This window comes from Streptomyces toyocaensis (assembly GCF_000725125.1).
Lineage (GTDB): Bacteria > Actinomycetota > Actinomycetes > Streptomycetales > Streptomycetaceae > Streptomyces > Streptomyces toyocaensis.
The window spans coordinates 46908-66397 of record NZ_JFCB01000003.1; the positions used below are offsets into that span (position 1 = coordinate 46908).

The 19490-nt window shown below is 73.9% G+C and carries 22 protein-coding genes and 2 pseudogenes; 14 read left to right on the plus strand and 10 right to left on the minus strand.

Annotated elements, in window-relative coordinates; all coding sequences use genetic code 11:
* Window positions 1–18: 18 nt before the first annotated feature.
* The 5 genes from BU52_RS05535 to BU52_RS05555 all read left to right on the plus strand — a co-directional run bounded on the left by BU52_RS05535 (window position 19) and on the right by BU52_RS05555 (window position 6995).
* Window positions 19–750, plus strand: coding sequence for a response regulator transcription factor (locus BU52_RS05535; RefSeq protein WP_037929112.1), 732 nt, complete (start codon window positions 19–21; stop codon window positions 748–750).
* Entirely contained in the window at window positions 751–2193 is a 1443-nt protein-coding gene (locus BU52_RS05540; RefSeq protein ID WP_051857957.1) for a HAMP domain-containing sensor histidine kinase, read from the plus strand.
* Between the two features lie 697 nt (window positions 2194–2890).
* Complete coding sequence (locus tag BU52_RS05545; protein WP_037929114.1) at window positions 2891–4156, plus strand: ArgE/DapE family deacylase; 1266 nt, start codon at window positions 2891–2893, stop codon at window positions 4154–4156.
* Between the two features lie 71 nt (window positions 4157–4227).
* Complete coding sequence (locus tag BU52_RS05550) at window positions 4228–4935, plus strand: AAA family ATPase (protein WP_037929116.1); 708 nt, start codon at window positions 4228–4230, stop codon at window positions 4933–4935.
* 170 nt (window positions 4936–5105) lie between these two features.
* Window positions 5106–6995: a sigma-70 family RNA polymerase sigma factor gene (locus BU52_RS05555; RefSeq protein WP_051857958.1), complete on the plus strand. Its 1890-nt coding sequence runs from the start codon at window positions 5106–5108 to the stop codon at window positions 6993–6995.
* Here the strand turns inward: BU52_RS05555 and BU52_RS05560 are convergent.
* Together BU52_RS05560 and BU52_RS05565 are read right to left on the minus strand one after the other, a co-directional pair.
* A complete protein-coding gene (locus BU52_RS05560) occupies window positions 6989–7606 on the minus strand; it encodes a VOC family protein (RefSeq protein WP_037929120.1) in 618 nt (205 codons plus the stop codon). The two genes, BU52_RS05555 and BU52_RS05560, sit on opposite strands and share 7 nt — an antisense overlap.
* A 67-nt stretch (window positions 7607–7673) precedes the next feature.
* Window positions 7674–9182, minus strand: coding sequence for a SulP family inorganic anion transporter (locus BU52_RS05565; protein ID WP_037929122.1), 1509 nt, complete (start codon window positions 9180–9182; stop codon window positions 7674–7676).
* 398 nt (window positions 9183–9580) lie between these two features.
* Here BU52_RS05565 and BU52_RS37095 point away from each other — a divergent pair.
* Window positions 9581–9898, plus strand: a pseudogene (locus tag BU52_RS37095) (sigma factor-like helix-turn-helix DNA-binding protein); the annotation flags it as partial.
* A 72-nt stretch (window positions 9899–9970) separates the two neighbouring features.
* Here the strand turns inward: BU52_RS37095 and BU52_RS05570 are convergent.
* On the minus strand, window positions 9971–10852 hold the full coding sequence (locus tag BU52_RS05570; RefSeq protein ID WP_037929124.1) for an NAD(P)-dependent oxidoreductase: 882 nt from the start codon (window positions 10850–10852) through the stop codon (window positions 9971–9973).
* A gap of 96 nt (window positions 10853–10948) precedes the next feature.
* Between BU52_RS05570 and BU52_RS05575 the strand changes: the two genes are divergently transcribed.
* Together BU52_RS05575 and BU52_RS05580 are read left to right on the plus strand one after the other, a co-directional pair.
* The gene (locus BU52_RS05575; protein WP_037929125.1) at window positions 10949–11287 is read left to right on the plus strand and encodes a winged helix-turn-helix transcriptional regulator; all 339 of its coding nucleotides are present in this window, start codon (window positions 10949–10951) and stop codon (window positions 11285–11287) included.
* 115 nt (window positions 11288–11402) lie between these two features.
* The gene (locus BU52_RS05580) at window positions 11403–11813 is read left to right on the plus strand and encodes a four-helix bundle copper-binding protein (RefSeq protein ID WP_037929129.1); all 411 of its coding nucleotides are present in this window, start codon (window positions 11403–11405) and stop codon (window positions 11811–11813) included.
* A gap of 23 nt (window positions 11814–11836) precedes the next feature.
* On the opposite strand, the gene BU52_RS05585 is transcribed toward BU52_RS05580, so the two are convergent.
* The 4 genes and pseudogenes from BU52_RS05585 to BU52_RS05600 form a co-directional block, all read right to left on the minus strand.
* Window positions 11837–12385 (minus strand): DUF4396 domain-containing protein, encoded by a 549-nt coding sequence (locus tag BU52_RS05585; RefSeq protein ID WP_037929132.1) that lies wholly within the window; start codon window positions 12383–12385, stop codon window positions 11837–11839.
* A 165-nt stretch (window positions 12386–12550) separates the two neighbouring features.
* On the minus strand, window positions 12551–13186 hold the full coding sequence (locus BU52_RS05590; protein ID WP_037929135.1) for a DUF305 domain-containing protein: 636 nt from the start codon (window positions 13184–13186) through the stop codon (window positions 12551–12553).
* A 118-nt stretch (window positions 13187–13304) separates the two neighbouring features.
* Window positions 13305–13715 carry a DUF6153 family protein gene (locus BU52_RS05595; protein WP_037929136.1) on the minus strand — a complete coding sequence of 137 codons (411 nt, stop codon included), beginning with the start codon at window positions 13713–13715 and terminating at the stop codon, window positions 13305–13307.
* A 97-nt stretch (window positions 13716–13812) separates the two neighbouring features.
* Window positions 13813–14166: pseudogene (locus BU52_RS05600) on the minus strand (alpha/beta hydrolase); the annotation flags it as partial.
* On the opposite strand from BU52_RS05600, the gene BU52_RS35545 reads away from it, so the two are divergent.
* Entirely contained in the window at window positions 14087–14341 is a 255-nt protein-coding gene (locus tag BU52_RS35545; RefSeq protein ID WP_167343496.1) for a hypothetical protein, read from the plus strand. The pseudogene BU52_RS05600 and the gene BU52_RS35545 sit on opposite strands and share 80 nt — an antisense overlap.
* A 46-nt stretch (window positions 14342–14387) precedes the next feature.
* On the opposite strand, the gene BU52_RS05605 is transcribed toward BU52_RS35545, so the two are convergent.
* Window positions 14388–14807: an arsenate reductase ArsC gene (locus BU52_RS05605; protein ID WP_037929139.1), complete on the minus strand. Its 420-nt coding sequence runs from the start codon at window positions 14805–14807 to the stop codon at window positions 14388–14390.
* Between the two features lie 123 nt (window positions 14808–14930).
* Here BU52_RS05605 and BU52_RS05610 point away from each other — a divergent pair, with 123 nt between their 5' ends.
* Genes BU52_RS05610 through BU52_RS05620 form a run of 3 tightly spaced genes read left to right on the plus strand, consistent with a single transcriptional unit; the run spans window position 14931 to window position 17430 of the window.
* Window positions 14931–15239 carry an ArsR/SmtB family transcription factor gene (locus BU52_RS05610; RefSeq protein ID WP_037929142.1) on the plus strand — a complete coding sequence of 103 codons (309 nt, stop codon included), beginning with the start codon at window positions 14931–14933 and terminating at the stop codon, window positions 15237–15239.
* Window positions 15236–16348, plus strand: coding sequence for an ACR3 family arsenite efflux transporter (gene arsB / locus BU52_RS05615; protein WP_037929146.1), 1113 nt, complete (start codon window positions 15236–15238; stop codon window positions 16346–16348). The genes BU52_RS05610 and arsB overlap by 4 nt, the downstream gene beginning before the upstream one ends.
* On the plus strand, window positions 16345–17430 hold the full coding sequence (locus tag BU52_RS05620) for an ArsO family NAD(P)H-dependent flavin-containing monooxygenase (RefSeq protein WP_037929151.1): 1086 nt from the start codon (window positions 16345–16347) through the stop codon (window positions 17428–17430). Before arsB ends, BU52_RS05620 begins: the two co-directional genes overlap by 4 nt.
* Here the strand turns inward: BU52_RS05620 and BU52_RS05625 are convergent.
* The gene (locus BU52_RS05625; protein ID WP_051857961.1) at window positions 17345–18460 is read right to left on the minus strand and encodes a flavin-containing monooxygenase; all 1116 of its coding nucleotides are present in this window, start codon (window positions 18458–18460) and stop codon (window positions 17345–17347) included. The genes BU52_RS05620 and BU52_RS05625 overlap by 86 nt on opposite strands.
* Window positions 18461–18506: 46 nt before the next feature.
* Here BU52_RS05625 and BU52_RS05630 point away from each other — a divergent pair, with 46 nt between their 5' ends.
* Entirely contained in the window at window positions 18507–18854 is a 348-nt protein-coding gene (locus BU52_RS05630) for an ArsR/SmtB family transcription factor (RefSeq protein WP_051857963.1), read from the plus strand.
* Window positions 18855–18879: 25 nt separating this feature from the next.
* Here the strand turns inward: BU52_RS05630 and BU52_RS05635 are convergent, their stop codons facing one another.
* Window positions 18880–19245 (minus strand): ArsR/SmtB family transcription factor, encoded by a 366-nt coding sequence (locus tag BU52_RS05635; RefSeq protein WP_037929156.1) that lies wholly within the window; start codon window positions 19243–19245, stop codon window positions 18880–18882.
* A gap of 74 nt (window positions 19246–19319) precedes the next feature.
* On the opposite strand from BU52_RS05635, the gene BU52_RS35550 reads away from it, so the two are divergent.
* The gene (locus BU52_RS35550; RefSeq protein WP_167343499.1) at window positions 19320–19490 is read left to right on the plus strand and encodes a hypothetical protein; all 171 of its coding nucleotides are present in this window, start codon (window positions 19320–19322) and stop codon (window positions 19488–19490) included.

Consider the following 19490-nt stretch of genomic DNA (forward strand, 5'->3'; position numbering starts at 1 on the left):
GGTTGGCACACTGGGCGCGTGCCGCACACCGTTCTGCTCGCCGAAGACGACCGCGCCATCCGCAACGCGCTGGAGCGCGCCCTGACCCTGGAGGGCTACCGGGTCACGGCCGTCGCCGACGGTGTCGAGGCCCTCGCGCAGGCCCACCGCAGCCGGCCCGACGTCCTGGTGCTGGACGTGATGATGCCCGGCATCGACGGGCTCCAGGTGTGCCGGGTGCTGCGTGCCGAGGGCGACCGCACGCCGGTGCTGATGCTGACGGCGCTGGTGGAGACCGCCGACCGGATCGCCGGACTGGACGCGGGCGCCGACGACTACGTCGTCAAGCCGTTCGACGTCGAGGAGGTCTTCGCCCGGCTGCGTGCCCTGCTGCGGCGGGCGGCCCCCGTGCCGCCGCCGCCCGTGCCGGCCGCCGAGCCCGAGGAGGAGCCGGCGCCGGGTCCCCCCGGACGGTTCCTGGAGGCGGCCGGGCTGCGCATGGACCCGCAGGCCCGCCGGGTCTGGCGCGGCGGGCGGGAGCTGGAGCTGACCCGCACCGAGTTCGAGCTGCTGGAACTGCTGATCCGCAACGCGGGCGTCGTCCTGGAGCACGCCACCATCTACGACCGCATCTGGGGCTACGACTTCGGCCCCGGTTCCAAGAACCTCGCCGTCTACGTCGGTTACCTGCGCCGCAAGCTCGACGAGCCCGGCGCGCCGCAGCTGATCCACACGGTGCGCGGGGTGGGTTACGTGCTGCGGGAGGGCTGAGTGCGCGCGGGCGGTGCGTACGGGTCGCCGGCCGCGCGCCGGCGGCTGCGGCTGCTGTCGCTGGGGACCACGTTCGCGGTGGCGTTCGCGGCGGTCACCGCCACGGTCACCGTGCTGGTCGGCATCCTGTCCTACAACGCCGCCGCCCGGCTGGTGCGCGTGGACCAGCAGTCCGTGTTCGACGAGGTCGTGCAGGACCTGCGCGGCGAGGTCCGGCAGAACCGGATGACGCCGCACGACTTCTCCTCCGCCGCGCCCGGCCACGACCTGGTACGGCCCGCCCGGACCGACGTGCAGGTCCTCGGCCCGGACGGCAGCGTCTTCGACCCGGGCGATCCCGGGCTGCCGGTGGTCGGCGAGGACCGCCGGATCGCCGGTGCCGGCACGGCCGGGCAGGTGGTCGTGCACGCGGACGTCGACGTCGGCAGCGACGTCTACCGGGTCGCGACCGTCTCCCTCGGCGGTGCCCGGGGCGCGGTGCAGGTCGCGCAGGAGTTCAGCAACACCGAGGACCTGCTGCGGGCGCTCCAGCGGCGCACGCTGATCCTGATGGCGGCGGTGGTGGTCGGGGCCGGGCTGTTCGGCTGGTGGCTGGCCCGCCGCATCACCCGCCGCCTGGTCGTCCTCACCAACACCGCCGAGGCCGTCGCCCGCACCCGGCGGCTCGGCATCCAGGTGCCCGTCGCCGGATACGACGAGGTGGGGCGCCTCGGTCGCGCCTTCGACCGGATGCTGGGCCGGCTCGCCCAGTCCGAGGAGGACCAGCGCCGGCTGGTCCAGGACGCCGGGCACGAACTGCGGACGCCCCTCACCTCGCTGCGCACCAACATCTCCCTGCTGCGCCGCATCGACGAGCTGCCGCCCGGTACCCGCGAGGAGCTCGTCGCCGACCTCACCCAGGAGGCCCGCGAGCTGACCGACCTCGTCAACGAACTGGTCGACCTCGCGGCCGGGCAGTCCGACACCGAGCCGCCGCAGCGGGTCGACCTCGCGGACCTCGCACAGGACGTGGCGGGACTGGCCAGGCGGCGCACCGGGCGGGAGATCGTGGTGCGCGCGAGCGGCGACACCACGACCCACGGACGGCCCGGGATGCTCACGCGGGCGCTGTCCAACCTGGTCGAGAACGCGGTCAAGTTCGACCGGGACGGCGGCGCCGTGGTCGAGATCCGCGTCGCGGGACCGGCCCGTCCGGGCACCGTGCGGGTGGAGGTGCGCGACCGGGGTCCGGGCATCGCCGAGGACGACCTGAGCCGGGTCTTCGACCGCTTCTACCGCGCCGCCGACGCGCGGTCCCTGCCGGGGTCGGGGCTCGGGCTCTCCATCGTCCGGGAGGTCGCACTGGCCCACGGCGGTGCGCCGTACGCCTACCGGCGGGAGGGCGGGGGGACGGTGACCGGGTTCACGGTGGGAGGCGGGGCGACGCCGCCACCGGCCGGGTGAAGGGCGTTTCCCGGGTGCCGGGTGCCGGGTGCCGGGTGTAGAGGGCTGGGCGGTCGGGCGGTGGGGCGGCTGTGCGGTGGTGTGCGGCCCGGCGATGGTGCGGGGTGGAGGTGGGCCGCGCGGCCCGGCGTCTGCGGGGTGCCCCCCAGCGCCCGCCCGTGACGTCCTGGGGGAGGGACGACTGCCCGCGGTGGGGCGGCTGTGCGGTCGTGTGCGGCCCGGCGATGGTGCGGGGCGGAGGTGGGCCGCGCGGCCCGGCGTCTGCGGGGTGCCTCCCCTGGAGGGGGTGCCCCCCAGCGCCCGCCCGTGACGTCCTGGGGAGGCACGACTGCCCGCGGTGGGGCGGCTGTGCGGGCGTGCGCGGTCCGGCGATGGTGCGGGGCGGAGGTGGGCCGCGCGGCCCGGCGCCTGCGGGGTGCCTCCCCTGGAGGGGGTGCCCCCCAGCGCCCGCCCGTGACGTCCTGGGGGAGGCACGACTGCCCGCGGTGGGGCGGCTGTGCGGCCCGGTGTCGGTGCGGGCATGGGTGGGGCGTGCTCCCCAGGATCCACGGGGTGCCGTCGCCGCGTGCGGCTGTGCGGCTGTGCGGCTGTGCGGCCGGGTGGCTGGTGGCTGGCCGGAGGCGTAAGCGGGTATCGGGGTGTGCAGGTATGCGGGCGGGGGCGGTGCCGTGCCGTCCCCGGTGAGGGGAGGGGCGGCATGCTGACCGACGAGGAGGCCGCGGCGCTGGCGGCGGTGGACGAGGCGGCGCTGGGGCGGACGCTGCTGGAGCTGATATCCGTGCCGAGCGTGACCGGGAGCGCCGCCGAGTCGGAGCTCCAGCACCAGCTGGCCGGGCGGCTGGAGTGGCTCGGGATGGACGTCGACCTGTGGCCGCTCGACCTGCCCGCGCTGCGCGACGACCCCGGCTTCCCGGGGACGGAGGCGCCCCGGGACGAGGCCTGGGGACTGGTCGGCACGACCCCCGACGGCGGCGACGGGCCCACGCTGATCCTCCAGGGCCACGTCGACGTCGTACCGCCCGGTGACCTCGACGCATGGGAGGGGGATCCGTACGTGCCGCGGGTGACCGGGGACCTGGTGCACGGGCGCGGGGCCTGTGACATGAAGGCGGGGCTCGCGGCGCACCTCGCCGCGCTGGCCGCGATACGGACGTCCGGGGTGCGGCTACGCGGCCGGGTCGCCGCGCACTTCGTCGTCGGCGAGGAGGACGGCGGACTCGGCGCCTTCGGCACCCTGCGGCGCGGCCACCGCGGCGACGCCTGCGTCATCGCCGAGCCCACCGCCGGCACCCTGATCACGGCCAACGCGGGCGCGCTGACGTTCCGCGTCGCCGTGCCCGGCAGGGCGGCGCACGGCAGCGCGCGGGAGCAGGGGGTCAGCGCCGTGGACGCGTATCTGCCGCTGCACCGGGCGCTGGCCGAGCTGGAGACCGAACGGAACCGGGACCCCGACCCGCTGCTCGCCGAGTACCCCATCCCCTACGGCCTGTCGGTGGGCACCCTGCGCGCCGGGGACTGGGCGAGCAGCGTGCCCGACCTGCTGGTCGCCGAGGGCCGGTTCGGCGTACGCCTCGGCGAGGACCCGGCGGACGCGCGCGCCGCGCTGGAGCGGTGCGTGGCCGACGCGTGTGCCGCCGACCCCTGGCTGCGGGACCATCCGGCGACGGTGAGCTGGCCGGGCGGGCAGTTCGCGAGCGGCCGGCTGCCCGAGGGGCACGCCCTCGCGGACACGGTGGCCACGGCGCACGCCGACGCGACCGGCGGCCCGCGGCCGCGGGTGCGCGGCGCCACGTACGGCAGCGACCTGCGGCACTACACCGGCGCCGGGATCCCGACGCTGCAGTACGGTCCCGGGGACATCGCGGTCGCCCACGGTGCGCGCGAGCACGTCTCACTGCGGGAGACGGTGCGGGCCGCGCGGACGCTGGTGCTGACGGTGCTGCGGACCGTCGGCACCAAGTGAGGGGCGGATCAGCGCCGGGGCGGCGCGCGCGAAACTGACCCCGGCCCTTCCTCCGTGGCAGACTCGGGCCCGTGATCATCGAACGTGCGTACGCACACAGGGGCTCGTACGACGAGGGGGAGTGGCCCTGGTCGGTCCCCTGCGTACGCGAACTCCTGCGCGACGGTCTGCGTTTCACCGCCCCGGTGACCTTCGTCGTGGGGGAGAACGGCTCGGGCAAGTCCACCCTGGTCGAGGCCCTCGCCGAGGGCTTCGGCCTGGACCCCTGGGGCGGCTCCCACGAGTGGCGTTACGCCGGCCACCGCGCCAAGTCCGTCCTCGGCGCACACGTCCGCTTCGACGCGGCCCCCCGTGGCCGCCGGATGCTCGCCTCGTGGCCGGCCCGTCAGGGCTTCTTCCTGCGCGCCGAAACGGCCCTCGACGCCCTCGGCCGGGAGGGTCTCGACCCCGACGCGCGCAGTCACGGCGAGGGCTTCCTCGCGGCGTTCCGGGACAAGTTCCTGCGCCCCGGCCTGTACGTCCTGGACGAGCCCGAAGCGGCCCTGTCCTTCTCCTCCTGCCTCGAACTGATCGGTCACATCGATCGGTTGGCGCGCGCCGGGGCACAGGTCATCTGTGCCACCCACTCGCCCCTGCTGACCGCGCTGCCCGGCGCGGACATCATCGAGGTCGGCGAGCACGGCATGCGCCGCACCACCTGGCAGGACCTCGCCCTGGTCGACCACTGGCGCCGTTACCTCGCCGACCCGGGGGCGTACCTGCGCCACGTGCTGGAGTGACGCCCGCCCGGTTCCGTCACCCGCTTTCCGTTATCCGGCCCGGGCCGGTGGCTCTCCTGTGGTGACAGGGCCAGGACAGTACGGTCCAGGACCGAGAAGGAGCGTGGACGAGCGTGGCAGCGAGCAGCGGACCCGGCAGGGAGACGGTCGAGGCGGCACAGCGTGGCGACATGCGCGCCCAGGACGAACTCGTCGCCGCCCACCTCCCGTTGGTGTACAACATCGTGGGCCGGGCCCTGAACGGGCATCCGGACGTCGACGACGTGGTGCAGGAGACCATGCTCCGCGCCCTCGCCGCGCTCGGCTCGCTGAAGGACCCCGCCGGCTTCCGGTCCTGGCTGGTCGCCATCACCATGAACCAGCTCCGCCACCACTGGCGCGACCACCGTACGGCGCCCGCCAGTTCGGCGCTGCACGACGCCTACGACGTCGCCGACCCGGGCGCCGACTTCGTGGACCTCACCATCGTGCGGCTCGGCCTTGAAGGCCAGCGGCGCGAGGCCGCGGAGGCGACCCGCTGGCTGGACCCCGACGACCAGGCCCTGTTGTCGCTGTGGTGGCTGGAGGCGGCGGGCGAGCTGACGCGGGCGGAGGTGGCGGCCGCGATGGAGCTGTCGCCGCAGCACACGGCGGTGCGCGTGCAGCGGATGAAGGCGCAGCTGGAGACGGCCCGGCTGGTGGTGCGGGCGCTGGCCGCACGGCCGCGCTGTGTGCTCCTCGACGACGTGGTGGCGTCCTGGGACGCCGTCCCCTCGGCCCTGTGGCGCAAGCGCATCGCCCGGCACGCCCGGGACTGCACGGTCTGCGCGGGCTTCCAGTCGGGCCTGGTCCCGGCCGAGGGCCTGCTGGTCGGCCTGGGCCTGGTCCCGGTGGGTGCGAGCCTGCTCGCGGCCTCCGCCCTGTTCACCGCCTTCGGCGCGGGAACGGCGGACGCGGCGCCGGTGTCCTGCGCCGGGGAGGCGCCGGGCCCCTGGGCGGGGTACGACGGGCCGGGCACGGCGCCCGGCGCGGGCGATCCCGGCGGGATGTCCGCGGGGATGACGGGGCCGGGGGGACCGGGAGAGGTGCCCGGGGGCCGGAGCTGGGAGTGGGGCGACCCGGGCGACGTGCCGGCGGGCGTCGGCGGCGCGGGCGCCCAGCCGGCAGGTTCCGGTGCGGTGGGGGCGGACCTGGGCAGCGGGGTGCAGGCGCGCCCCGGCGGTGAGCCGGGCGGCGGCCGGGGAACGGCGTACGGGGAGGCTACGGGACCGGCGTCCGGCGGACCCGGCACCGTGGCCCCCGGACCGGGCACGGTGGTGGGCCACCGTACGGGCCTTCGCGCGCGTGGCCGTGAACGCAGGCGGCGGGGCAGGACGGTCGCGGCCGTGGCCGCGGTCCTGCTGGTCACCGGCGGCGTGATGTCCGGCATAGCCGTGCTGACCCCGGACGGCGACGCGGACCGGGTGCGGGCGGCGTCCGGGGACGGCCCGGGGTCCACCCCGTCCACCACCGCCGCGTCCGCCCCCTCCCCCGCGGCGTCCTCCCCGTCCCCCTCCTCCTCGCCCTCACCGTCGGCCAGGACGTCCAGCACGCCGAAGCCCTCCGCCACGCCCAGCCCGCAGAAGCCCACGGCGACGTCCGCGCCCGCACGCACGTCCGCACCCGCGAAGCCGACGGTGCGGCCGGAACCGGACCAGCCGGCCGCACCCCCGGCCGGCGGCCCCGCGGCCCAGGTGCTCAGCCTCACCAACACGGAGCGCGCCAAGGCGGGTTGCGGACCCGTGCGATCCGACGACCGCCTCGCCAGGGCCGCCCAGCTGCACAGCGAGGACATGTCCGCCAACAACTACTTCTCCCACACCGGCCAGAACGGCAGCAGCTTCGTGGACCGGGCCAAGGCGCAGGGCCACCCGAGCCCCGGCGCCGAGAACATAGCCCAGGGCCAGAGTTCCGCCGCGAGCGTCATGGACGCCTGGATGAACTCCCCCGGCCACCGCGCGAACATCCTCAACTGCTCGCTCAAGACGCTCGGCGTCGGAGTGACCGACGACTGGACGTGGACCCAGGTGTTCGGTTACTGACCCGCGGCCTCCCAGACGAAGCCGTCCGGGTCGCTGAACGGGCCGACGGGACTGGAGACCGCGATACGGTGTGATCCCGTGCCCTCGGCGGGGACGCCCGCCACCTTGGCCAGGGCGCGGCGCTTGTACAGCGACAGCTTGACGGTGTCCGGACCGGTGGCGAACTCGACGTACTTGCCGCCGAAGGCCTTGCCCACGGTGAGGCCCCGCTCGACGTAGAACCGCTTGCTGGCCTTGACGTCCTCGACGCCCAGCAGGAGCACGATCTCGTCGACGTCCCGGGTCACCGGTGCGGTGTCCTTCTTCGACGACGTCGCCAGCTGCCAGATCGTGCCGTCCGGTGCCCGGACCACGCCGCCGTAGCCCCACAGTGACCTCTCGGCCGGTTTCAGGCTCGTGGCGCCGGCGTCGAGGGCGGCGCTGTGGAGCGCGTCGACGTTGCCCGGCTGGGACACCACCAGCGAGAGCGTGAAGCCGCGGAAGCCGCTCGTGGGGGCCTCGGAGCCGCGCACGCGCACTCGCGAGCGGTCCAGCGCGAAGGCCTCGGAGTGGAAGCGCGCGGCGGCCGCAGGGTCGGCCACCTCCAGGGTGACGGAGTCGATGGAGTTCATGCCGTCGACGGTAGGGGCGACCCGACCGCCACCGCTTCTCGAAAACTGACCGGTCGGACGGCGGGCGTCAGTGGCTGCCCGTGAGCTCACCGCTGAGCGTCCTGTGGATCCGCGCGCTGGGCTCGTTCAGCCCGACGATCTCGACGGTCTTGCCGCGCCGGGCGTACCTGGTCTCGACGGCGTCCAGCGCGGCCACGGACGAGGCGTCCCAGATGTGGGCGGCGGACAGGTCGATGACGACCCGGTCGGGATCGGTGCCGTACGCAAACCGGCCGACCAGGTCGTTGGACGACGCGAAGAACAGCTCGCCCGTGACCCGGTAGACGACCGTGCCCCCGTCCGGGTCGGTGACGGCGGTGACCTCGGCCAGACGGGCGACCCGCCTGGCGAAGACGACCATCGCGGTGACCGAGCCGACGACGACGCCGATGGCGAGGTTGTGGGTGGCGACCACACACACGACCGTGACCACCATGACCGTGATCTCCCCGGCCGGCATCCGCCTGAGCGTCTTCGGGGCCACGGAGTGCCAGTCGAACGTGGCGAACGACACCATGATCATGACCGCGACCAGCGCCGCCATCGGGATGTCCGAGACGACCGGGCCGAAGACGATGCACAGCACCATCAGGAACGTGCCCGCCAGGAACGTGGACAGCCGGGTGCGGGCACCGGACACCCGCACGTTGATCATCGTCTGGCCGATCATCGCGCAGCCGCCCATCCCGCCGAAGAAGCCGGTGACGATGTTGGCGACGCCCTGACCGACGGACTCGCGGGTCTTGGAGGAGCGGGTGTCGGTGATGTCGTCGACCAGCTTGGCCGTCATCAGCGACTCCATCAGCCCCACCAGGGCCATGGCGAGCGCGTACGGCGCGACGGTGGTGAGCGTGTCGAGTGTGAACGGCACGTCAGGCAGCCCCGGCACCGGCAGCGAGGACGGCAGTTCGCCCTTGTCGCCCACGGTCGGCACCGCGATGCCCGCCCCGATCGTGACGACGGTGAGGATCACGATGGACACCAGCGGCGCAGGGACCGCGGTGGTGAGCCTGGGGAAGAGGACCATCAGCGCCAGCCCGGCGGCGAGCAGCGGATAGACCGGCCAGGGCACGTCCGTCAGCTCCGGCACCTGCGCCATGAAGATGAGGACAGCCAGGGAGTTCACGAAGCCGACCATCACGCTGCGTGGCACGAACCGCATCAGCCTGGCCACCCCGAGCGCGCCGAGGACGATCTGGAAGACACCGGCGAGGATCACGGCGGCGACCAGATAACCGAAGCCGTGCTCACGGTTGAGCGGGGCGATGACGAGGGCGACGGCGCCGGTGGCCGCGGAGATCATGGCCGGGCGGCCGCCGACGACCGCGATGGTCACCGCCATCGTGAACGAGGCGAACAGACCGACCGCCGGATCGACCCCGGCGATGATCGAGAACGAGATCGCCTCGGGGATCAGCGCCAGCGCGACCACGAGACCGGCCAGCACCTCGGTGCGCAGCACCCTCGGGTTGGAGAGCCAGGACGGGCGCCGGGAGCCGCGCAGCCGGGCGGACGGTGAGAGGGCGGAGGTGGGCAAGACGGGAACACCTGTCGTGCTCGGGCACACCCGGCATCGGCGCGGGCGCGCGGGAGGACATGGGGGGGAGGGGGGAGGGCACGGAGGCCCGGGCGGAACGGACGGCCCTGGGTCAGTGGGCGGCGGCGCGGCGGCGTGCGACCGCGCCGGACGTCACCGGGGGGCGAAGGGTCACGGCGGGCAGACAGCGGCGCCGGGCATCGCGGACATGCGCACGCTCTCTCCTGCGGACAACGGTCTTGGCCGGGGGCTTCGTCGGCCCCGACACGGCTGACCCGGGCAACTCTACCCGCGTGTGACACCCCGGTGGCCGTCGCCGCCGTCCGCAGGGCGCGGGCGGAATCCCGGTCCGCTCGCGTCCGGGCCGCGCCCGGACGCGAGGATCAGGCGCATGGCCCGACGGCCGCTCCTCCGCCCGCGTCCGGCTGCCGTCCATCGCCCGCCGCGCCGTCGTCGGCAGCCACCGGTACGGCGGCCGCCCGGCCCCGGCTCTGCTGGGGGCCGGACCGGCAGGCTGCCCTGGAGCGGTCCCGGCCGGAGGCCTGCCCGGTTTCGACGGCGGGGTCGCCCTGCTCGACCTGTCGGCCGCGCTGCCGGACGCGCGACGGGAGGCGTTCGTCCTCACCCAGCCGGCCCGGCCGCCCCACGCGGAGGCGGCCGCGCTCAGCGACTGCCCGGTGGCTACGGTCCGCTCCCGCGTGGCCCGTGCCCGCGCGCGGCCCCGGCGGAGCCTCTGGAGGAGGCGGAGCGGCAGGGGCCCGTCCGCGCGGCTCCCCGGGCCGCGCCGGTCACCGCACGAGCAGGTCGATCACACCCGTCAGGTCCTCCTCGCCGCCGCCCTCGGCCAGCCGGCGGCGCATCAACGCGAAGTAGGGACTGAGCAGTTCCGGGCTGACGCCCTGCTGCTCGGCGGTCCTCAGGAAGGTCGGGGTGCCGGCCACCTGCATGGCGAGGCTGGAGACGACCCCCTTGGTGTAGTCCCCGCTGCGCAACCGGTCGGCGGTCTGGTGCACGGCCGGGGCCATCGCGACGAGCCAGTCGGCGAGCAGGGGGGCGAGGGACGCGGGGTCGACGTCCTCCTCGCGGATCAGGGCGAAGGCGTGCGCGGCCCCGGCGAACATCCCGTACATGGCGCTGAGCAGGGCCACGTCGTGCAGGGCCGCGAACCCCGCGTCCTCGCCGACGTAGGTGGTGCCGGCCGGCACGCGCAGCGTCTCCCCGTGCTGCTCGAACAGCTCCCGTGAGCCGCTGTAGAAGACGTAGCCCCCGGCCTCGGGGACGCCGATCATCGGGGGGACGGCCATGATGCCGCCGTCCAGGTAGCGGGCGCCGCGCTCGTGGGCCCACTCGGCGCGGGCACGGGCCTCGGCCGGGGTGCCGGTGGTCAGGTTGACCAGGTCCCTGCCGGTCAGGTCGGTGCCCGCCAGCGTCTCCCCGACCGAGGCGTCGTCGAGCAGGCAGACGACGACGAGCGTGCTCGCCGCGACCGCGTCGGCCGCGCTGTCCGCGACCCTCGCCCCCTCGGCGGCGAGTGGTGCGGAGCGGGCCGGGGTGCGGTTCCAGACGGTGAGCGGGTGGCCGGCGGCGAGCCACGCACGGGCCAGCGCGCTGCCCATCGTGCCGAGGCCCAGCAGGGTGACGGACGTCTTCTCGACGGTGTTCTGTGCCATGCCCACTAGGCTGGGAGCCGGCCCGGAGGTGATCAAGTAGGTACTTCGGAGTGGGTGGTTACCCCGGGGTGAGCGAGCAGGTCGGAGGGGTGGGGCATGACGACACTGAACCGGCCCTGCGCGCCGGACGGACACGTCTGCGGGATCGACACCGCGATGGAGGTGATCGGCGGCAAGTGGAAGGTGCTGATCCTCTGGGCGCTCCACGAGCATCCCCACCGCCGCTTCGGGGAGCTGCGCCGGCTGCTCCCGGGAATCACCGAGAAGGTGCTCGCCTCCCACCTGCGCGAGATGGAAGCGGACGGCGTCGTGCGCCGCGTCTCCCACGACGAGGTGCCGCCCCGCGTCGAGTACTCGCTGACGGACGCCGGCAAGCGCCTCAACGAGGCTCTCGAACCCCTGGCCGCCTGGGGACGCGAACGTCGGACGGGCTAGACGGTTCCTCAGGGGACGCGTCCGTTTGCGGTGCGTGAACGCGGTGCACCCGGCAGGTCGAAAGGCACCGGGCGCCGCCCGGTCCCCTGCCCGACAGCGGAGGAGGAACCGCACCATGACCACCACCGTCAACGACATGCTCCGCACCTACCCGGCCGACCTGGGCGGGGTGGACCGGGAAGCCATGGTCCGGTGCATCGAGGAGTGCATCGCGTGCGCGCAGGCGTGTACCGCGTGCGCGGACGCCTGCCTCGCGGAGGGCATGGTCGCCGACCTGACCAAGTGCATCCGCACCGACATGGACTGCGCCGACGTCTGCAACGCCACGGCCTCCGTGCTGTCCCGGCACACGGGCTACGACGCCGACGTCACCCGGGCCGTCCTGCGGGCGTGCGCCACCGTCTGCGGGGCGTGCGCCGACGAGTGCGCCCGCCACGCCGACATGCACGAGCACTGCCAGGTCTGCTCCGAGGCGTGCCGGCGCTGCGAGCAGGCGTGCAACGACCTGCTCGCGGCGCTGGGCTGAGACGGTGGCGGCACCGCCGCGGGTCAGTGGTGGGCGTGGACGACGGCGTGGCCCCTGCCCCGGCCGATCATCCACTTGTTGACCGGTGTGGTGAGCGCGAACGCCACGGCGAAGCCGCCGAGCAGCGCGTACCAGAACAGTCCGTCGGTCAGGTGCGCGTCCAGCGCTCCCGGGGTCAGCGCGATGATCGCGTTGTCGACCAGTTCCATCACCGCGATGGAGACGGTGTCGGCGGCCAGCGCCACCTTGACCGCGGCCTTCAGGGACAGTCCGGCGCGCACCACCGCGACGAGGGTGAAGGAGTAGCCGAAGACGAAGGCCAGGGTGATGGCCAGGACCATCGTCGCCACGTTGCCCCACATCAGGGCGGTGCCGATGACCATGCCGAGGATCTCGCCGATGGCGCACCCGGTCAGGCAGTGCAGCGTCGCCTTCATCGCCGTCGCCCAGGTCGCGCCGTGCGCGTGACCGCCGTGGTCGTGACCGCCGTGGTCGTGACCGCTGTGGTCGTGACCGCTCGCGAGGGCCGTGTGGTCCTGTGCCGTACCGGCGCGGTGCGTGCTGTGGTCCATGACCTTCTCCCCATTCGACGTTCCGCGAGGACCTGTGCGGCCCCACACCCCGGAACCATATACCCCTGGGGGGTATTCCGGAAGGCCGGGTGAACGTGCCGAGGCCGGGTGAACGTGCCACGGGGCGGGCACCACCGGTGCCCGCCCCGTGCCGACGCGATGAGGTCAGTTCTTGCCGAGCAGCTTGTTCATCTGCTCGATCTCCGCGCTCTGCGACGTGATGATGTCTCCGGCCATCTTCTTGGCCGGTCCGTGGGCGCCGTCGGCCCGCTCGGCCTCCGCCATCGAGACCGCGCCCTCGTGGTGCTTGATCATCAGCTCCATGAAGGCGGTGTCGAACGCCTCGCCCGAGGCGTTCTCGAGCCCGGTCATCTCCTCGTCCGTCATCATGCCGCCCATGTCGCCGTGCATGGAGTGGTCCATGGCGCCCTCGGCGGGCACCTCCTCGCCCCACGACGTGAGCCAGCCGGAGAGCGTCTCGATCTCCGGGTCCTGGGCCTTCTTGATGTCCGCGGCGAGCGCCTTCACCTCGGCCGACTGCGCCCGCCCGGGCGCGAGGTCGGCCATCTCGACCGCCTGGCGGTGGTGGGGGATCATGCCCTTCGCGAAGGCGACGTCGGCGGCGTTGTGCCGCCCCTGCGACGCCGGGGCGGACGCGGAGGGGGAGTCGGCGGCGTTGTGGCCGCCGTGTCCTGCCGCGCTGTCACTGTCCCCGCCGCCACAGGCGGCCAGGACGAGGGCCGCCGCACCCGCGGCGACGACGGCGGCACTGCGGCGGACGAGTGAATGCTTGCGGATCATGGTGGTGCAACTCCTCGACGCGCGCCGTTCCCGGCGCGCGAGCTGGAACGGATGTCGGAGCACGCGGAACCACGGCACCCGGCACCGGAGAACCGGGCACGGAGCCGGGCGGGCCGCTCTATATCCGCAGGAGCTGCAGTTCGGACAGGTCGGGCGGGGCCCGGCCGTCATGGCGCGCCCCCGCCTGCGCCGCGGCGGGCGAAGGGGCGGGGGGAGCGGCCGGCAGGGTGGTGCCGGTCAGCGCGGGGGGCGTGTACGCCGAACCCACTCCGGCGGCCGCACACGTCCCGTCGGCGTGCCCGAGGTGACCCGATCCGCCGTCCGTGTGCGAACAGCCCCCGCTCGCGTGCGGAACACCCTCCGCCGCGGCCGTCACCATGGCGTGGCCGGAACTCGTCCGCGCCGACGCCGGCGCCCCTTGGGGGACGAGACCGTGCATGCCCAGCACGCCGGTCAGCACCGCCATCACCAGCAGCACGAACAGCCGCCCGGACGCCGGGCGGCTGCTTGATCGGGTGCTCCTGGTCACGGGCCCATGGTACGGACCTCGTGCGGGAGCGGCAGGTCTGACCGTCCGATGCGGTGACCGCGCGCGCTCCACCGTTCCGCCCCGCCGTCCGGGAGGCTCAGCGGGCCAGCAGGTCCGAGATCGCCGCCGTGACCTCGTCGGGTGCCTCCTCGGCCATGAAGTGCCCCGCCCTGGTCAGCCGGCGGTCCAGGTCCGGCGCCCACGCCTTCCACACCCCGGCGGCGTCGTAGCCCAGCCGCGCGCCCCAGTCCTGCTGGACGACCGTCACGGGCATGGCCGGCTGCGACCCCGCGTCCAGGTCCGCCTGGTCGTGCACGACGTCGATGCCCGCCGAGGCCCGGTAGCCGGCGACGATCGACTTCACCGCCGCGGTGCTCGCCCGCACGTACTCGGCCCGCACCTCCCGCGGCACCGCGGCCGGGTCGACGGACCAGGCGTCGAGGAGCGAGCCGCCCTGGGCGCGCCCCCTCCTCCTGCTCGACGAGGGCCGGGCCGACGAGGCCCGTGCCGCCGCCGCCCTGCGCGGCGCCCGTGCGGAACACGCCGGCGCCGCGAGCGGCATGCTGACCCTGGGCCCGGTGGCGCGCTACCTGGCCGAGGCGCAGGCGTGCGCCGCGGCGGGGTGAGCGACGCCGCGGACACACACCCCTCGGCCGCCGTCCGCGCCCGGGGTCACGCCTCCCGCTGCGCGTCGATCTCGGCGACGAGGGCTTCGATACGGGCCTTGATCTCGTCCCGGATGGGACGGACGGCGTCGACGCCCTTGCCGGCCGGGTCCTCCAGGGCCCAGTCGAGGTACCTCTTGCCGGGGAAGACGGGGCAGGCGTCGCCGCAGCCCATGGTGATGACGTAGTCGGACGCCTGGACGGCCTCGGTCGTGAGGACCTTCGGCCGCGCGCCGGCGATGTCGACGCCGACCTCCCTCATCGCCTCGACGGCGGCGGGGTTGACCCGGTCACCGGGGACGGAACCGGCGGAGCGGACCTCGACGCGATCGCCCGCGAGGTGCTGGAGGAAGCCGGCGGCCATCTGGGAACGGCCGGCGTTGTGGACGCAGACGAACAGCACGGAGGCGAGCGGAGCGGAGGACATGGGGTCTCCCATCACGGAACGGTGGCAGGGATGCGGGGGAGGGGCGCGCGGGACCCGGCGCCGCGGACCACATAGGTCAGTCGTGACTGGTATCAGCCTGAGGTGATGTGACAGTATCAGCCCATGATGACGTCAGTCGACGCTGACCTGATCCGGGTGCTGGCCGACCCGCTCAGGCTCCGGATCGTGACCCTGCTCGCCCGCGAGACGCTCTGCACCACCCACCTCGTCGAGGAGACCGGCGCGCGGCAGACCAACCTCTCCAACCACCTCCGGGTACTGCGCGAGGCCGGAGTCGTGGAGACGGAGCCGTGCGGGCGCTTCACCTACTACAAGCTGCGTCCCGACGTCATCGCCCAGCTCGCCGGGCAGTTCGCCGACCTGGCCGAGTCCGCCCGTGCCGCCGCAGAGAACAAGAGGGCCTGCCCGTGACCGCCACCGAGCCCACCGCTTCCTCCGCTCAGGCCGGGGGCGGGGACGACTCGATCGTCCGGAAACTCTCCACCCTCGACCGCTACCTGGCGGTATGGATCCTCATCGCCATGGCCGTCGGTCTCGGGCTGGGACGGGTTGTCCCGGGGCTGAACGACGCCCTGGCGAAGGTGGAGATCGGCGGTATCTCCCTGCCGATCGCCCTGGGCCTGCTGATCATGATGTATCCGGTCCTGGCGAAGGTCCGCTACGACAGGCTGGACGCCGTCACCGGCGACCGGAAGCTGATGATCTCCTCCCTGGTCATCAACTGGATCCTCGGACCCGCCGTCATGTTCGCCCTGGCGTGGATCTTCCTGCCGGACCTGCCCGAGTACCGGACCGGTCTGATCATCGTCGGCCTGGCCCGCTGCATCGCCATGGTCATCATCTGGAACGACCTCGCCTGCGGCGACCGCGAGGCCGCGGCCGTGCTCGTCGCGCTCAACTCGGTGTTCCAGGTCCTGGCGTTCGGCCTGCTGGGCTGGTTCTACCTCGACCTGCTGCCCGGCTGGCTCGGCCTCGGCGACGGCGAGCACCTGGACATCTCGACGGGGGAGATCGCCCTGAACGTGGTCATCTTCCTCGGCGTCCCGCTGCTGGCGGGCTTCCTGACCCGCCGGGTCGGTGAGAAGAAGATGGGCCGCGAGTCCTACGAGCAGCGCTTCCTGCCGAAGATCGGGCCGTGGGCGCTGTACGGGCTGCTGTTCACGATCGTCATCCTCTTCGCCCTGCAGGGTAAGACCATCACCTCTCAGCCGCTGGACGTCGCCCGGATCGCGCTGCCGCTGCTGGTCTACTTCGCGGTCATGTTCTTCGGCACCTTCCTCCTCGGGAAGGGCCTGGGGCTCGCCTACGACCGCACGACCACGCTGGCCTTCACCGCGGCGGGCAACAACTTCGAGCTGGCCATCGCGGTCGCCATCGCCACCTTCGGCGTCACCTCCGGCCAGGCCCTGTCCGGCGTCGTCGGACCGCTCATCGAGGTCCCGGTGCTGATCGGCCTGGTCTACGTCGCGCTCGCCTGGCGCAAGAAGTTCAGCACCGACGCGGTGACCACGGCCCCGTGACCCGGCACGTGGACGTGGTGGTGGTCGGCGGCGGCCAGGCAGGGCTCGCCGCCGGCTACCACCTGCGCCGCCGGGGCCTCGACTTCACGATCCTCGACGCCGATCCGGCGCCGGGCGGGTCCTGGCGGCACATGTGGGACTCGCTGCACCTGTTCTCCCCGGCCGACCACTCCTCCCTGCCGGGCCGGCTCATGCCCGTCCAGCCCGGTGAGACCTACCCGGACGCCGGGCACGTGGTGGACTACCTCACCGACTACGAGAAGCGCTACGACCTGCCCGTCCGGCACGGCACCCGGGTCGACGCCGTGCGCCGTGACGGGGACCGGCTCCGGGTGGAGACCGACTCCGGCACCTGGCGGGCCCGCGCCGTCATCAGCGCCACCGGCACCTGGTCGCGGCCCTTCGTCCCCGCCATGACGGGCGGCGGCGACTTCACCGGCCGGCAGACGCACACCGTGAACTACCGCCGTCCGGCCGACTTCGCCGGACAACGCGTCCTCGTGGTGGGCGGAGGCAACTCCGGCGCCCAGATCGCGGCCGATCTCGCTCTGGACGGCCACGTCGAGACGACGTGGGTGACACGGCGTCACCCTCGCTTCCTCCCCGACGACATCGACGGCCGCGTCCTGTTCGACGTCGCCACCGCACGCCGCCGCGCCCTCGACGAAGGCCGCGGTGACACCGGCGGAGTCGCCTCGCTCGGAGACGTCGTCGCCGTCCCGCCCGTCCGTGCCGCCCGCGACGCCGGACTCCTGCGGGCCCACCCGATGTTCCGCCGGCTCACCGCCACCGGCGTCCAGTGGGCCGACGGCAGCCGGACCGACGCGGACGCGATCATCTGGTGCACCGGATTCCGGCCCGCCCTGGCGCACCTCGCCCCGCTCGGGCTGCGCGGCCCGCGCGGCCACGTCGAGACGTCCGGGACGGAGGCGGTCGGCGAGCCCCGCCTGCACCTGCTCGGTTACGGCGACTGGACGGGACCCGCCTCCGCCACCCTCATCGGCGTGGGCCGCCCCGCCCGCGAGGCCGCCCACCGGATCGCGCGTCTGCTGGACGTCCGACGAGTCGGCGCGAGCGACTGAGCCGCGACAGCACGTGCGCGGCGTCGCGCCCCACGCCCCGCAGGGTGTTGGAGGAGAAGCCGCGCTGGAACTCGATGCCGACGAACCCGAGCCCGCGGACGGTGGCGATGCCGCCGCGGTGGCGGGGCCGGCCGTCGGTGTCCAGGACGCCACTCCCGTTCAGATAGGGATGGGTGAGGCGGTATCCGGTGGCCCAGACGACCGTGTCGACCGGTTCCTCGGTGCCGTCGGCCCATACGACACCGTCCGGCGTGAGACGGGCGAACATCTCGCGCCGCTCGACACCGTGCGCGTCGAGGGCCTCGCGGTAGCGCCCGTCGTCGAGCACGGACACCGGGGCCTTCCGCAGCAGCCGGCCCAGCGGAGCGATGTCGAACCCGGTGCGCCGGAACCACCAGTGGACGTCCCGGCCCAGCGGGCGCTGCCTCATCCAGCCGATCGGCCGACGGGTCGCCAGCGTGGTCCGGGCGACCGCGCCGAGTTCGGCCGCGATCTGGACGGCCGAGTTGCCGCCGCCCACGACCACGACGCGCCGGCCGGTGAACGGCTCGGGGCTTCGGTAGGCGGCGGCGTGCAGCGACTGCCCGGCGAACTCCTCGCCTCCGGGTACGGCGGGCGTGTACGGGCTGCGGAAGGCGCCGGTCGCGGCCACGACCGCACGCGCCGTGAACTCGGCGCCGTCGTCCGCACGCACCACCCAGGCGCCGTCGCGGGGCAGCACCGAGGTGACCGTGGTGGAGGTGCGGATGTCGGCGTCGAGCCGGCGGGCGTAGACGCGCAGGTAGTCGACCACCTCGTCCCTGGCCGGGTAACGGTCGCCGTCGCCGGGGAAGCGCAGGCCGGGCAGCGAGGAGTACCGGGCGGGGGAGAACAGGGTGAGGCTGTCGTAGTAGTGCGGCCAGGACCCGCCGGGCTGATCGGCGGCCTCCAGGACGAGGGTACGGCCGAAGCCGTGGCGCGTGGCGAGGGCGGCGGTGGCCAGACCGGACTGGCCGGCGCCGAGGACGATGAGGTCGGCGTGGTGCTCCATGAGAGTCTTCTCCTGTACACGTCGTCGTTTCGGGAAGTGACGAAATATGGGCAGTGGATCAGTCGAAGAGGCGGTGGGCGGCGGTGCGGGTGAGGGGGTCGACCCGGCGACGGCCGACTTCCTCAAGGCTCTGGCGAGCGAGACCCGTCAACGGGTCATGCAGCAGTTCGCGGGTGGTCGCGAGCTGACCGTCGGGGAGATCGCCGAGCGGTGCGGTCTCAGGCCGTCAACGGTGTCCGAGCATCTCAGCCTGCTGCGCCGCGGCGGCCTGGTCCTCTCCCGCAAGGAGGGCAAGCAGGTCTTCTACCGCGCCGACGGCGCGACCATGGCCCATCGCCTTGACGCCCTCAAGGACTATCTGCTGCGCTGCTGTCCGCCCGGCTGTGGCAGCTGACCGCAGAGCCCGACTCGTGCGGCCGTCAGCCGCGCAGGTCGAGCAGGGCGGCCATGGCCGCGACCACGGACGGGGCGACCTGGTAGTAGACCCAGGTGCCGCGCCGCTCGGAGGTGAGCAGGCCGGCCTCGCGCAGCTTCTTGAGGTGGTGGGAGACGGTCGGCTGGGAGACGCCGACGTCGGCGATGTCGCACACGCACGCCTCGCCGCCCGGGTGCGAGGCGATCTTGGAGAAGAGCCGCAGACGCACCGGGTCCGACAGCGCCTTGAACATGCCGGCCATCTTCTCGGCGTCCGCCGGGGACAGTTCCCCGGCCGTGATCGGCGGGCAGCACGGCACGGCGTCGCCCCCCTGCAGGACGGGCAGCTCCACGACCTCTGATTTCGACATGCGTCTATGTTGACACTCGTCGATACGGGTGGCAAGCTCCGGCGTATCGACAAGCATCGAAGCAAGGAGCCGTCGTGACGACCGCCCTCCGTACCGTGCTCACCGCGGCCCGGGCCCGCCGCACCGCCCGCCACCTGGCCGGCGTCCGCTTCTGCGACAGCTGCGCCCAGGTCAGCGACAGCGCCGCCCGAGCGGCCGAACGCCGACAGCACACCCAGCTGGCCGCCTTCACCCACGCGCGCTGA

Coding starts and splice junctions, on each gene's coding strand:
- BU52_RS05545 (WP_037929114.1), top strand. CDS start 2,891: ATGCTGACCGACGAGGAGGCCGCGGCGCTGGCGGCGGTGGACGAGGCG.
- BU52_RS05555 (WP_051857958.1), top strand. CDS start 5,106: ATGCGCGCCCAGGACGAACTCGTCGCCGCCCACCTCCCGTTGGTGTAC.
- BU52_RS05560 (WP_037929120.1), bottom strand. CDS start 7,606: ATGAACTCCATCGACTCCGTCACCCTGGAGGTGGCCGACCCTGCGGCC.
- BU52_RS05570 (WP_037929124.1), bottom strand. CDS start 10,852: ATGGCACAGAACACCGTCGAGAAGACGTCCGTCACCCTGCTGGGCCTC.
- BU52_RS05575 (WP_037929125.1), top strand. CDS start 10,949: ATGACGACACTGAACCGGCCCTGCGCGCCGGACGGACACGTCTGCGGG.
- BU52_RS05580 (WP_037929129.1), top strand. CDS start 11,403: ATGACCACCACCGTCAACGACATGCTCCGCACCTACCCGGCCGACCTG.
- BU52_RS05585 (WP_037929132.1), bottom strand. CDS start 12,385: ATGGACCACAGCACGCACCGCGCCGGTACGGCACAGGACCACACGGCC.
- BU52_RS05590 (WP_037929135.1), bottom strand. CDS start 13,186: ATGATCCGCAAGCATTCACTCGTCCGCCGCAGTGCCGCCGTCGTCGCC.
- BU52_RS05605 (WP_037929139.1), bottom strand. CDS start 14,807: ATGTCCTCCGCTCCGCTCGCCTCCGTGCTGTTCGTCTGCGTCCACAAC.
- BU52_RS05610 (WP_037929142.1), top strand. CDS start 14,931: ATGATGACGTCAGTCGACGCTGACCTGATCCGGGTGCTGGCCGACCCG.
- BU52_RS05625 (WP_051857961.1), bottom strand. CDS start 18,460: ATGGAGCACCACGCCGACCTCATCGTCCTCGGCGCCGGCCAGTCCGGT.
- BU52_RS05630 (WP_051857963.1), top strand. CDS start 18,507: ATGGGCAGTGGATCAGTCGAAGAGGCGGTGGGCGGCGGTGCGGGTGAG.
- BU52_RS05635 (WP_037929156.1), bottom strand. CDS start 19,245: ATGTCGAAATCAGAGGTCGTGGAGCTGCCCGTCCTGCAGGGGGGCGAC.